Raw genomic sequence first — 13,816 nt, forward strand, 5'->3', positions numbered from 1 at the left:
ACATTTCTATAGAATTTGGTCTAGATTATTTTTTGATTAGTGCTATAATGAAATGGCGATAAAAAATATTCATAAAAAATATTGATAAATAGATGTAACTATATAATAAATATATAACTATTTCTTATTTATTAATTAAATGAAAAATTTTGATAATCGTAATGAGACTAAGCTGTGTATGAATAAATATATGTATCATAGATTTGTTTATAACCTGGCTAAGGAAGGAAGTTAACCATGTTTTCTAAGTTATTTGATAGTTTTCTAGTACATTATTTAGAACGGTTTAATGATCATTGTTTTACTGTGAAAATTGGCGATAATGAATACACGATCGGTGAAGGTGAACCTGAGTTTACGATTCGCGTAAATAGTGATATCCCTAAAAAGGATATACTTGTTTCTGCAGAGCTAGCATTGGGCGAAGCGTATATGCGCAAGGATATCGAAATAGAAGGGGATTTGTTTAAAGCACTTTGCGTTGTGCTTGGCCATGTAAACAAAGATTCTATCAATAAAAAAGTACTTAGTTCACTATTTAATGTAGGTCTAAAAAAGAAAGACCAAAAACAACAAGTGTCCTCTCACTATGATTTGGGCAATGAGTTTTATAGCTTATGGTTAGATAAAACAATGAGCTATTCTTGTGCGTATTTTAAACATGAAGATGATAGCTTAGAAGAGGCACAGTATCAAAAGGTACATCATATTCTTGATAAATTGTATTTAAAAGAAGGCATGACCTTACTTGATATTGGCTGTGGTTGGGGCTTCCTTTTGATTGAAGCAGCTCGTAAATATGGTGTTAAAGGCTATGGTTGTACCTTGTCTGAAGAGCAATGGAAGAAAGGCCAAGAGCGTATTAAGAAATTTGGCCTTGAAGGACAAGTTGAAATTGAATTAATCGACTATCGCGATGTAGCTGCCTCTGGTCGTACATTTGATCGTATTGTCAGTGTAGGTATGTTAGAACATGTAGGGCGTCCAAACTTCCCACTCTACATGGAAGATGCGTCCACCATGTTAAATGATGGGGGATTGTTCTTGCTTCATTACATCAGTGATCCAGCCGAAAAAGAAACAAGTGCATGGATTCGTAAGTATATCTTCCCAGGTGGTTGCTTGCCATCCCTTCGTGAAATGGTTGGCATTGCCTATGATTATGGTATGAATGTTATCGATGTTGAAAGCTTGCGCTTGCACTACTATAAAACATTGATGCATTGGTACAATAATTTCCAAGGCGTCCGAGATCAAGTAGAAAAGGTACGTGGCACTGAATTCGTCCGTATGTGGGATTTATATCTCTGTGGTTGTGCTGCTGGTTTCTATATTGGCAATATGGATTTACACCAAATCCTTATGACAAAAGGCGTTAATAACGATTTACCATTAACTCGTTGGTACTAATAGTATTGTAGTAAAGCATATATTGTAATTAGTAAAGAATATAATGTCTATATATATAGGGACCGTCTAAGGACGGTCCCTTTGTTGTATCTAATTATTATAGTTAGATGTGTTGTATGTGAATGTGTTTTGATTAGATATATATTGAAAGCATAAAAAAGAGGATAACCGAAGTTATCCTCTTTAGTGTGTATTGAATTATAGAGAGTGAGCTCGTAATTCTTCAGCGGAATGTGTGGAAATCCAAGCCGGTGGAATATCGAATACAGTGTAGCAACCTGTGCCGCCATGTTTAGCAAGGCGGTAGATACCACGAGCGTAAGCAACAAGTGCGGAGCCTGTGAATTCAGGGTTGGAGTCAAGTTTTAAGGAGTACTCGATAACGTGACGAGTGCCTTCTGTGCTTTCACCAGAGCGAAGAACGAAGCCACCATGTGGAATACCTTTGTGGTTGCGATCAAGTTCTTCTTGAGAGATGAAGTTTACTACAGTTTCATAACCTACGAAGTAGTTTTCCATAGTTTTGATTTCATTTTCAATTTTAGCTTTGTCAGCATCAGGAGCAGCTACTACATAGCACTCACGAAGGTGACCTTTGTAGCCATCAACGTCTGGAGTTTCACCATTACGGATTGCTTCAAGGTATTGTTCTTTAGGAACAGTGTATTGACGAGCATCAAGAACACCATCGATACGACGGATAGCATCGGAGTGACCTTGGGAAACACCACGGCCCCAGAATGTGTAAGATTTGCCTTGAGGCAAGATGCTTTCAGCATATACACGTTGTAAAGAGAACATGCCTGGGTCCCAACCACAAGAAATCAATGTAGCAGTTTTTGCTTCTTTAGCTACTTTGTCTACGTTTGCGAAATGTTCAGGGATACGTGCATGTGTGTCGAAGGAATCGATACAGTTGAAGTATTTTGTTACCATTGGAGTTTGTTCGATAAGGTCTGTTGCAGAACCACCGCAAAGAACCATAACATCGATTTTACCTTTGAAGTTTGGTAGATCTTCCATAGTATATGTAGGAACACCAGACACTGTTTTTAAACCTTTACGGCGAGAGAATACACCAACAAGCTCCATATCAGGTTGTAATTTTACGGATGCTTCAACGCCACGACCTAAGTTGCCGTAGCCAACGATACCAATACGAATTTTGCTCATATTAGCCTCCTATATAAATCGAGAAATTTAATAATTAACATTTTTATTATAGCATAAAATGATAGTTATTAATATTTTTCTATAGAATCAAATAAAATTAAATACATAATACTATCTATCATATTGATGCTGAGATAGATCATAACGTTTAACTAACATAAAAAGGACCGATTATACTCCTAATATAGGTGTACAATCGGTCTTTTTGTCGTTATAGGTTTTAGTTTCTATAGGGGATAAGCTTTATGCTAATTATCCTATTAGAATTTTAATGTTTTAATTCTTTCAACGGCGCGAATTGTATTTTCACGGCTACCGAAAGCTGTTAAACGAAGGTAACCTTCACCGTGAGGACCAAAGCCAGAGCCTGGTGTAGATACGATTTGAACTTGTTCGAGCAAGATGTCGAATAATTCCCAGCTAGTCATGTTACCAGGTGTTTTTAACCAAATGTATGGAGCGTCAACGCCGCCGTATACAGTAAGACCAATAGATTCAAGGCCTTCTTTGATGATGCGAGCGTTTTCTTTGTAGTATGCAATGTTAGCGCGAGTTTGTTCGCGACCTTCTTTTGTGTATACTGCTTCAGCACCGCGTTGAATGATGTAAGGAACACCATTGAACTTAGTGCATTGGCGACGATTCCACATAGGGTTTAGTGCTTGGCGTTCGCCGGATTTAGTTTTACCAGTTACTTCTTTAGGTACAACTGCATAAGCACAACGAGTACCAGTGAAACCAGCTGTTTTGGAGAAGGAACGGAACTCGATAGCTACTTCACGAGCACCTTCGATTTCATAGATGGATTTTACAGTGTCTTCTGTGCTGATGAAAGCTTCGTAAGCGGAGTCGAACATCAAAATCGCATCATTATCTTTACACCATTTGATCCATTCTGCTAAACGAGCACGGCTCAAAACAGTACCTGTTGGATTGTTAGGGGAGCAAAGATATACGATATCTACGCGTTCAGAAGGGAATTCTGGAGAGAAGTTGTTTTCCGCGTAAGTAGGGAGGTATACAACCTTTTGGAAGATGCCATCTACTGCTTCGCCAGTACGACCACCCATTACGTTGGAGTCTAAGTATACTGGGTATACTGGATCCGTGATAGCGATGATGTTATCTTCGCTGAATAACTCTTGGATATTACCAACATCAGATTTTGCACCGTCGGAAACGAATACTTCATCAATTGCAATGTCTACGCCTAATGGTTTGTAGTCGCCATCAACAATAGCTTGACGTAAGAAGTCATAACCTTGTTCAGGACCGTAACCGCGGAATGTTTCAGCTTTACCCATTTCTTGAACAGCTTTGCTCATAGCATCGATAATTGCTGGAACAAGTGGTAATGTAACATCGCCGATACCAAGACGAATGATATCTGCATCTGGATGAGCTGCTTGATAATCTGCAACCTTTTTAGCAATATTTGCAAATAAATAAGAACCTTGTAGGTTTAAATAGTTTTCATTAATATTAGCCATGATGACTCCTTTTTATAATCAGATTTCTCTATATATAGTAAATTATATAGAATAATGACGCAAGGATTTTCTATAGAATTTTTCCTTAATCTAAATAGTGTAAATAATTTTAATATAAAAGATTATAATATGAGGCATTTATTACTCGTTGATTGTATTAAAGTAAAAATATAGGAAGATTGTATTCGCATAGAATTTGATTTTTTCATCATTTACTCATAAAAAGACCATTGATATAATGAATTTATAATAATACATTGATCTATTGTGTATGATATGGGGTAGTTTTAGTAGTTATGTGCAGTGAGTTAAATTGCTATTAAGGGAGGCGTTTGTAATGTTAAAGTCTAAAGAGGCATATGAATTTATTTGTAAAGGTATTAATCGAAAAGGTAAAATTAATGAATTTGAAACTATTTTTGGTCAGAATAAAACTGATATAAATAACGATACTGTAAAAACAAATAAAGTTAAGCAAGACGATAACTATATTGAAGTAAAAAGATTTGCAGCAAATTTTTATAAGGCTCCTATTGTAAATTACAAAGGCTATGTAAAGGGAAAGGAGCAAGCGGATAAGAATCGCTATAGTGAAGTTATTTCAAGTACTCTTTTATCAAAAAATCTTTTAAAGACGTGGAAAGAATTAGAGCCAGTACGAACGAATCATTTTGATACAGACCATACTCCTTCTGAAGAATTGGATATGAAAAGGCTTCAAAGCACTAATCGAAAAGAGGAAATATTAGCTAAGTTATTATTTTACCAAGGTAATATTGATGGGCTAGGATATATATTTGATTATCAAACACCATTAAAGGAAGCACGAAATGATTCTTATGGAAAAATAGATTTATTAGGCTATAACACTGATGACGAATGTTATTCTGTAATTGAATTAAAATATCGTCCATCTGGTAGTGATGAAACTTTACTAAGATGCGTTTTAGAGGCTTATACATATTATAAGCTGCTAGATATAAATCAGATTAAATCTGCTGTTGGGCATGATGGTATACAGAAACTAAAGGAATTGTCTGGATATAAACATACGAATGAATCTGAGTTAGTCGTTTTATTTGATGAAAAATCTTGTGCCAAAGATGATGGTGGAGCAGAAAATAATTTGATGCTTCGTATCGTTTCAAATGAACCTGATGATCCTAATAACTATCCATCCAAAACTGTTGTGTCACAACAGTATAAAGAGTGCCAGGAATTAATTAATCCAAGTAAAAGAAAAGCATTACGAGCTTTATGTGAGGCTATATTAAAACAAGAATCTAAATTAAAACAAATTCGATTTGTTGTATTACAAGCTCAAAAAGTAAGTAAAGCGCCTTATAAAAATAAAGTAGATAATTGGTCAGAAAATTTGGATCATTTATATCGAGCAGAAACATTGCTTACCATTTCTAAGTAAAGGTTGAATATGAATATTGTTGTTCATCGTGGCACTCATCAGATTGGTGGTAGTGCTATAGAAATTAGTACAGCATCTACTCGCATTATGTTAGATTTTGGTAATGAATTAAGTTTAGATGAAAAGTACACACCTATAAATCTGGATATAGACGGCGTTACAAAAGGAAAGCCGGATTGTGACGGTATTGTGATTTCTCATTATCATATGGATCACTTAGGGCAACTAACCTCTGCACTATCAGAAATTCCATTATATATGGGTGAATTAAGTAAGGAAATCGCGCTAATAGGTGCTGAGTATCAAGATAGAGGTTTATACTTGCGCTTATTAGGTGCTAATACATTTCGGGGCGGAGATGTATTTTCTATTGGTGATATACGTATCAGACCTTTAGTTATCGATCATAGTGCTACGGATAGTTATATGTTTGTCATTGAAGCAGAAGGTAAACGTGTCTTATATACAGGTGATTTCCGGAGGCATGGGTTGCGCCATCACGTATTAGACAAATTAGTTAATACCTATATAGGTGAGGTTGATGTATTAATTACAGAGGGCACCTCATTGTCTAGAGACGCAGGTGATTATATATCTGAAGCCACAGTGTTAGACGATATTTCTTCATATATTCAAGATGGGAAATATGTTTTTGTTATGTGTTCCTCTACGAATATTGACCGTATTATGGGGATTTGGCAGAATATGCCAATTGATAAAGTACTCATTTGTGATGCTTATCAGAAAAGAATATTAGATACTGTGATTAATAATGTATATTATGAAAGTTCTTTGTATCGTAGATATGATAGTCCATTAGTTATTGATAAAGGAAGGTATCCTAAATACTATATGGAACATGGGTTTGTATCCTTAGTAAGAGGGACAGAAAACTTTATTTCTAAAATTAAAGAGTTCCCTAAAGATGATGTACGTATTATATATTCCATGTGGACAGGATATATTGAGGAGAATTTAGCATTGAAAGAATTGTTAGATACATATCCATCTTATATATGTCATGCCAGTGGTCATGTCTCAAAGGACGATTTAGCTCAGTTCATAGAAATGGTTGATCCTGATATTGTTATTCCGGTTCATACTGATACCCCTGAAAAACTAAGGAGAATACTGCCTAATAGAAATGTTTATGTCGTTAATGATAAAGAGCCATTTATCATATAATTCCTTTAAGAAATTCTATTTATGTTGTATAATAAATAAAAAGAGAGCCATCAACGTGTGGTAGCGTTAGGCTCATCTTATAAATGTTTTCTTATGATTGCCTAGCGTGCGAGTATTTTGAATACTCTGTTGCGTTAGGCTTTTGTCTTTACATTATTTGAATAGTGCAAAGAGTGATATTGCTATGGAAATTACAAAAAGAATTAAGTAGTACTTTTCGAATTTGCTCATAGTATCACCACCTTTCGGTGATGAGCCTAACTCACGTGATGACTCTTAGCATTAGTATATCAATGTAATTTTAGGAAAAATAGAATTGACATTTTGTTATATACCAATTTTTGCGTAGTGTTTTACTACGCTTTTTTATTGTAAAATATCAAAACTATATAGGATTAACTTTGTTTTTGATATAATCTAAATAAATACATATTATAGTGCGATTTTATATGAAAGTGGTGTCTTTATGCTGACGATTAGCAATAAAGGATGGCTTTTTACTTCTATATTAAGTGCTTTGATGGCGTTTACGTCGTTGTCGACGGATATTTATTTGCCTGCCATGCCAGAGATGGGACGTGATCTCCATGGTGATGCGGAGTTAACGTTGACTGGTTTCTTAATAGGTTTTGCGCTGGCTCAGCTTTTTTGGGGAGCTGTTAGCGATAAAATTGGTCGTAAGAAGCCTTTGATTATGGGGATAGTCTTATTTATCATAGGCTCAGTAGGTTGTGCCTTGAGTTCATCTATGCTAGAATTACTAGCTTGGCGCGTCTTCCAAGCTTTTGGTGCCTGTGTAGGACCCATGTTGTCACGGGCTATGATTCGTGATTTATATGGTCGGACTGAAGCCGCAAAAATGTTATCTACCTTGGCTATTGTTATGGCCATAGCTCCCATAGCAGGGCCGATGTTAGCAGGGCATTTACTAGTGTGGTATACATGGCATTCCATATTTTGGTTGCTTGTTGCCATCGGTATTTTAATGCTTGTTGCCGTATTAGTCATTCCTGAAACACATCCTGTAGAGAAGCGTAGTAAAAAGTCTATAGGTCATACCTATAATAATTATTGGATTTTATTACGCAACAAAGGCTTTATGAAGTATACGCTATGTGTTAGCTCCTTTTACATTGCTATCTATGCATTTTTAACAGGATCGCCTTATGTATATATTGATGTATATGAGGTACCAAAAGAGTATTTTGGATATCTCTTTTCCGTTAATATTATTGGTGTAATGTTATTAAGTGCCATCAATCGACGCATTGTAAGTGCTATACGTCTCGATAGATTATTGCGATATGCCACATTATTTGCTGCTATTTGTGTATCTGTTGTAATGGGATTGATTGTTCTAGGTTACCATTCACTGTGGTTAATCGTTATTGGTTGTTTTTTATTCTTCTCTATGAACGGCATCATTGCAGCTGTAACGAATGCATTAGCATTAGATAGAGCAGGTAGAATGGCTGGCTCTGGGGCAGCATTATTAGGGGCTATGCAATATGGTAGTGGTATTGTATCATCGTTGATGCTTACCTTCTTGCCAAATGACTCGGCAGATCCTATGATGGGGGTCATTACATTATTTGTTATTATCTGCGCCATTATCGCTTTTCCTGAGGATGAAAAATATAATCGTATATAATATTGGTGAAAGCAAGGGTTTAAATTTGAACCCTTGCTTTCATCATTTTTTTAGGTTATAATAGTAAGGCTTATTGATGGTAAGCACTTCCTACCCCTATGTGTCGATAGGGGCATTAGTCCGAAAGAGGAGGTGATTTTGTATGAACAAATACGAAGTCATGTTTATTGTGAAACCAGCTGAAGAGGAAGCAACTAACGCTGTTATTGAAAAAGTAGAAGCTTTAATTGCTCGTGTAGGCGGCACAGTAGAAAAGGTAGATCGTTGGGGCAAGCGTCGTCTTGCTTACGCTGTGAAGAAATTCACTGACGGTTTCTATGTATTGATCAACTTTGAAGCAGCACCTGCTGAAATCAAAGAAATCGATCGTGTATTGAAAATCAACGATGAAGTCCTAAGACATCTAATTGTTAAACACGAAGCATAATTAAAGCCTGGAGGAAAACATGAACTCTGTACAAATTCTAGGTAATTTAGCTCGTGATCCTGAAGTACGCTATACCAAAACTGGTCGTGCTGTAGCAACTTTCACAGTAGCTGCCACAAACACCTATATTGATTCCACAACAAATGAGACGAAAGAACAAACTGCTTTCATCAACTGCGTTGCTTGGGGTAAACTTGGTGAAGCGGCAGGCAATCTTCGTAAAGGTAGTCGTTGCTTTGTAGAAGGTCGTTTGCAAACTCGTTCTTACGAGACTCAGGACGGTCAAAAACGGTACGTTACTGAAGTAGTAGCGAACTTTGTGGGCCAATCCCTTGATATGAATACTAATTCTTTCGAAGGTGGGTCCAATTTTGATAGTTTCAGTACAGGCGGCGATGACGAAAACATCCCGTTCTAGTGTCAGGGACTCCTACTAATTCGAAAAGGAGGATTCGCAATGAGAAGAGATAGAGGCAGAAAGCCAAGAAGAAAAGTATGCGTTTTCTGTGCAGACCATATCGATCAAATCGACTATAAAGACGTTGCTAAACTTCGTCGTTTTACGACTGAACGCGGCAAAATCTTACCTCGTCGTATTTCCGGTACTTGCGCAAAACATCAACGCAAATTGACTACATCTATCAAACGTGCACGTGCAATTGCTTTATTGCCATTCACTGCTGAATAATTGATGAATCAAGGCGGTACAACCATTTGGTTGCACCGCCTTTTTGCTATGTAAGAAGAAGAGCTATCCGTTGGATAGCTCCTCTTTGTTATACAGCTCTATATTTTTTAGGTGATTCACCTTTTTCAGCGGCTTCTTTATCGGCGCGCCATTTGCGTTCGAAATATTTATGATACTCTACAGGAACATCATCAGGTGTTAAGCTTTCATAAAAACTAGTAGTTCCATTTGCTTGAGCTTGTTCATAAAACCATGTTTTAAATTCTAGCATGGACAAGCGTGCTTGTAGGCTTTCGATTTCTACTAATACGCGATCTCGCTGATTTCTGATAATAGATAATCTATCGTTGATGCGACTATCACCTTCGACGCAGTAGTCGATAAAATGTTTAATTTCTTTAATAGGCATACCTGTATGCTTCATGCATTCAATCAATTCTAGCCAATCCATATCTGTGTCATGGAATACACGGATACCACCAGCAGAACGTTCTACGAAGGGTAATAGACCTTCTTTATCATAGTAACGCAATGTAGAAGGTGCCACATTTAGTTTTTTTGCGATTTCGCCAACAGTATATGTCATAGGACCTCCTTAAGGGTTCATATTAAATTCGTAAAAGATTTAGTGTCAGGAGTAATGTATTAAGCGTATAATATACGTATATTTTTAAGGTTAGAGTTAAGTTTTACGTTCTCGCTTGACTTAAACCTAACTTTAAGTTCTATACTTATTACATGCTGGACATACAGTATAGCACGGTTAGTAATACAATACAAATTCTAGAGGTTGTATTGTTATATGACACCTAATGAAAGGAACACATATGAACTTAATTGATATAAAATCTCCAGCCGATTTAAAAGGCTTATCTATTTCTGAATTAACTGATTTAACGGCACAAGCTCGCCAAGCTCTTATGACAAAGGTCTCTGAACACGGCGGTCATTTTGGTCCACCTATGGGCGTAGCAGAAATGATCATGGCTTTGCACTATGTATTTAACTCTCCTGTAGATAAGATTGTATATGACGTATCTCATCAGTCCTATGTACATAAGATGGTTACCGGTCGCGCGTTGGCGTTCTTAGATCATGATCATTATGATGATGTAACAGGTTATACAGATCCTACTGAAAGTGAGCATGATTTCTTTAATATTGGTCATACATCCACATCTATCTCCTTAGCATCTGGCCTAGCTACTGCTCGGAATTTAAAGGGAGACTCTGAAAATATTATCGCTATCATTGGTGATGGTTCTTTATCTGGTGGGGAAGCCTTTGAGGGTCTAGATTATGCGGCCACATTAGATAGCAATATGATTATTATCGTCAACGATAATGACCAATCCATTGCAGAAAACCATGGGGGTTTGTATCGTGGCCTTCGTGAATTGCGCGAGTCTAATGGTGAAAGCTCTAACAATATTTTTAAGGCGCTTGGTTTAGACTATCGTTTTGTAGCCGATGGCAATGATTTGGAAACATTAATCAATGTGTTTAAGGATGTAAAAGATATTAACCATCCGATCGTTTTACATATTGTTACTCAAAAAGGTAAGGGTTATGCTATTGCAGAGCAAAACAAAGAGGCCTTCCACTGGACAAGGCCATTTGATTTAGAAACAGGTAAACTCAAAAAGGAACATCATGGTCCGACCTATGCTGGTACAATTGCGGACTATTTGATGGAGCAAATTAAAGCAGATCCAACAGTGGTAGCTATTGCTGCAGGTACACCAGGGGGATTTGGGTTTAATGCTAAATGGCGTGACGAGGCTGGTAAACAATATATCGATGTAGGTATTGCGGAAGAACATGCTATTGCGATGAGTTCTGGTATTGCGAAAAATGGTGGTAAGCCAGTGTTTAATGTATATAGTACGTTCTTACAACGTACCTATGACCAACTGGTACAAGACCTTTGTGTAAATAATAACAGTGCGGTTATTATCAATCATATGGCGTCTGTATATGGCATGAACGATGTCACTCATTTAGGTTTCTTTGATATTCCTATGCTTACAAACATTCCTAACTTAGTATACTTAGCACCTACTAATAATGAAGAGTTGTTGGCTATGACCGAATATGCTGTGCATCAACACGAGCATCCTGTGGCAATTCGTGTTCCTGTAGGTGAATTTACATCTACTGGTGTAGCTGATACGACTGATTACAGCATTTTAAATAATTCTGAGGTGACTCGTCGTGGTGAACGCATTGCCTTGTTAGGCCTTGGTAATTTCTACCATTTGGCAAATCAAGTGGCTGATGCATTGGCTAAAGACGGTATCAATGCAACTGTAGTAAATCCTAAATTTGCTTCTGGTCTTGATGAAGTATTATTGGAAGAGTTGAAAGCAAATCATTCTGTAGTATTTACTTTTGAAGATGGTGTAGTTGAAGGCGGTTGGGGACAACGTGTAGCTAGCTTCTACGGTACATCTGATGTGCGTGTTAAGAACTATGGTATTGCTAAAGAATTCCACGATCGTTATGATGCAACGGAATTGTTACGAGAAAATGGCGTTTCTCTAGATCAGATTGTGGCGGATGCTAAACAAATTTTATCTGTTTAGTTCGATGAAATATTAAATAAATACTTTTATCTATAAATGCAGTAGAAATATGGGTTTACCCTGTTTCTACTGCATTATTTCTTGCTTTATATTTTATAAAAATATAAAAAATGTTAAAAGATTATAGATTTTTTTCGAATAGGACTATAAAAATTAGATGAAGTATTATATAATATTATCTACAGTATGTATTACAGTAGAACAAGTTTGTTGTTAATGTACAAAAATATCACAGTATTATATAAGTAAGTATTAATGAAAAGGGAGATTCTAAGACGTTGAAAAAAGTATTAACCTTAACATTAGCCGTGGCCATCGTCGCCGGTGGCTATATGTCTGAGGCTAATGGGGCGGGAGAACAGCCTTCTAAGCAGGCGCCGTCTATATCTGAGATAAATATATATACGCCTAAAGAACTCAATGCACGTCAAAAAGACTTGGTTGATATCGGTCGCTATACAGCATCCGGTGATCAAGGTGCATTGAAAAGTACAATCGCCTCTGCTATTGAGCGAGGTACGTTGACACCGCAAGAGGTGAGTATTGCGATTCGTCAACTTTACTCTGCTGCTGGTTTAAAGCAAATGAATGCAGCATTAGCTACATTTGATCAATTACGTGAGGAGCGTCCTGAGTTTGGCGCTGATTACGAAAAAATGGTTCCAAAGCAAACAGGACTTAGTGCTTTATTGGGGAATGGCACTAATGGGGCTGCTTTGGCTAAGGCTAAAAATGAGGATACAAAAGAAGCGGTTCAATACAATACGTTCCGTATGAAGAAACCAAAACCGCAAAATCGTAATCGCTCTCGCCTTGGTAAGTTGGACCGTGAATTGGTCGCTGCCGCAGCTTTAGGTACGCGTGTAGGTAAAAATAATCTATTCGCTGCATCTGAAAAGAGTTTATCTGAGCTTGGCCTCAGCAAATATCAAATTGAAAATCTTGAATCTTTGATTTTCTAAGAATATAAAGACCTACTTCTTTGGAAGTAGGTCTTTTTTATATGGTTGATAAGGGAAATGTAATTGACGTTTAACTCCCCCTTTTCTATAATTAATAAGATAGGTATATGACCTGTAATAATAGATATAATTAATAGTTAATATAGATGTAAGGAGAAAGTATGCGCCTTCGTAGAAAACCGTGGATTGATGAAGCTATCCACGAATATGACTCTCATATCATTTTGTCTGGTCAAGAACAGTATAAGGGCAAATGGCGTGAGTTATTTGCCCATCCTGAACGTCCATTATATATGGAACTTGGAACAGGTAAGGGACGTTTTATTGCAGGCATGTCTGAAGCGTATCCAGATGCTAACTTTGTAGGTTTTGAAGTGCAAATTGGCGTAATTTATTATGCGGCTCAAAAGATTTATGAAGCAGAGCGTGATAATGCTAAGGTATCTCTCTTTGATATCGCTGGCATTGAAGAGGTTGTAGCGCCTGGTGAAGTAGATCGTTTCTATATCAACTTCTGTGATCCATGGCCTAAGGCAAAACATGCTAAGCGTCGCCTCACATACCATACATTCCTCGATCGATATGCCCGTCTTTTAAAAGATGGTGGCGAGGTTCACTTTAAAACTGATAACGAAGGTTTATTTATGTTCTCTCTTGAAGAATTCAAAGAATGTGGCTGGGAACTTAAGAATGTAACCTATGACTTACATAGCACAGATCTTCCTAATGTAAAAACTGAGTATGAAGAGAAGTTCAGTGCTAAAGGGCAACCTATTTTCCGCTTAGAAGCAATTAAGCCAAAAGTACAAAAGGAGGCTTAAT

At 36.9% G+C, this 13,816-nt stretch carries 13 protein-coding genes; 10 read left to right on the top strand and 3 right to left on the bottom strand.

Annotated elements, in window-relative coordinates; genetic code table 11:
• Positions 1–237 precede the first annotated feature (237 nt).
• Positions 238–1,410 carry an SAM-dependent methyltransferase gene (locus tag EL171_RS01535; protein ID WP_005387802.1) on the top strand — a complete coding sequence of 391 codons (1,173 nt, stop codon included), beginning with the start codon at positions 238–240 and terminating at the stop codon, positions 1,408–1,410.
• Positions 1,411–1,608: 198 nt separating this feature from the next.
• Here EL171_RS01535 and EL171_RS01540 read toward each other — a convergent pair whose 3' ends face one another.
• Positions 1,609–2,583, bottom strand: a complete 975-nt coding sequence (locus tag EL171_RS01540) for a diaminopimelate dehydrogenase (protein ID WP_005387803.1) — start codon at positions 2,581–2,583, stop codon at positions 1,609–1,611.
• 260 nt (positions 2,584–2,843) lie between these two features.
• Positions 2,844–4,073 (bottom strand): LL-diaminopimelate aminotransferase, encoded by a 1,230-nt coding sequence (locus EL171_RS01545; RefSeq protein ID WP_005387804.1) that lies wholly within the window; start codon positions 4,071–4,073, stop codon positions 2,844–2,846.
• 337 nt (positions 4,074–4,410) lie between these two features.
• Between EL171_RS01545 and EL171_RS01550 the strand changes: the two genes are divergently transcribed.
• From EL171_RS01550 to rpsR, 6 genes are all read left to right on the top strand, one after another.
• Entirely contained in the window at positions 4,411–5,496 is a 1,086-nt protein-coding gene (locus EL171_RS01550) for a hypothetical protein (RefSeq protein WP_005387805.1), read from the top strand.
• Between the two features lie 9 nt (positions 5,497–5,505).
• The gene (locus EL171_RS01555; RefSeq protein WP_005387806.1) at positions 5,506–6,681 is read left to right on the top strand and encodes an MBL fold metallo-hydrolase; all 1,176 of its coding nucleotides are present in this window, start codon (positions 5,506–5,508) and stop codon (positions 6,679–6,681) included.
• Positions 6,682–7,147: 466 nt separating this feature from the next.
• On the top strand, positions 7,148–8,332 hold the full coding sequence (locus EL171_RS01560) for a multidrug effflux MFS transporter (RefSeq protein ID WP_005387807.1): 1,185 nt from the start codon (positions 7,148–7,150) through the stop codon (positions 8,330–8,332).
• Between the two features lie 142 nt (positions 8,333–8,474).
• Entirely contained in the window at positions 8,475–8,759 is a 285-nt protein-coding gene (gene rpsF, locus EL171_RS01565) for a 30S ribosomal protein S6 (protein ID WP_004693799.1), read from the top strand.
• A gap of 19 nt (positions 8,760–8,778) precedes the next feature.
• The gene (locus EL171_RS01570) at positions 8,779–9,177 is read left to right on the top strand and encodes a single-stranded DNA-binding protein (RefSeq protein WP_004693797.1); all 399 of its coding nucleotides are present in this window, start codon (positions 8,779–8,781) and stop codon (positions 9,175–9,177) included.
• 39 nt (positions 9,178–9,216) lie between these two features.
• Positions 9,217–9,447, top strand: a complete 231-nt coding sequence (rpsR, locus tag EL171_RS01575; protein ID WP_004693795.1) for a 30S ribosomal protein S18 — start codon at positions 9,217–9,219, stop codon at positions 9,445–9,447.
• Between the two features lie 88 nt (positions 9,448–9,535).
• On the opposite strand, the gene EL171_RS01580 is transcribed toward rpsR, so the two are convergent.
• Entirely contained in the window at positions 9,536–10,033 is a 498-nt protein-coding gene (locus tag EL171_RS01580) for a MerR family transcriptional regulator (protein ID WP_005387808.1), read from the bottom strand.
• Between the two features lie 241 nt (positions 10,034–10,274).
• Here EL171_RS01580 and EL171_RS01585 point away from each other — a divergent pair, with 241 nt between their 5' ends.
• The 3 genes from EL171_RS01585 to trmB all read left to right on the top strand — a co-directional run bounded on the left by EL171_RS01585 (position 10,275) and on the right by trmB (position 13,815).
• Positions 10,275–12,032: a 1-deoxy-D-xylulose-5-phosphate synthase gene (locus EL171_RS01585; protein WP_039969659.1), complete on the top strand. Its 1,758-nt coding sequence runs from the start codon at positions 10,275–10,277 to the stop codon at positions 12,030–12,032.
• A 278-nt stretch (positions 12,033–12,310) separates the two neighbouring features.
• Positions 12,311–12,994: a carboxymuconolactone decarboxylase family protein gene (locus EL171_RS01590; RefSeq protein ID WP_005387811.1), complete on the top strand. Its 684-nt coding sequence runs from the start codon at positions 12,311–12,313 to the stop codon at positions 12,992–12,994.
• 161 nt (positions 12,995–13,155) lie between these two features.
• The gene (gene trmB, locus EL171_RS01595) at positions 13,156–13,815 is read left to right on the top strand and encodes a tRNA (guanosine(46)-N7)-methyltransferase TrmB (protein ID WP_005387813.1); all 660 of its coding nucleotides are present in this window, start codon (positions 13,156–13,158) and stop codon (positions 13,813–13,815) included.
• Position 13,816 lies beyond the last annotated feature (1 nt).

This window comes from Veillonella dispar (assembly GCF_900637515.1).
Taxonomy (GTDB): Bacteria; Bacillota; Negativicutes; order Veillonellales; family Veillonellaceae; genus Veillonella; species Veillonella dispar.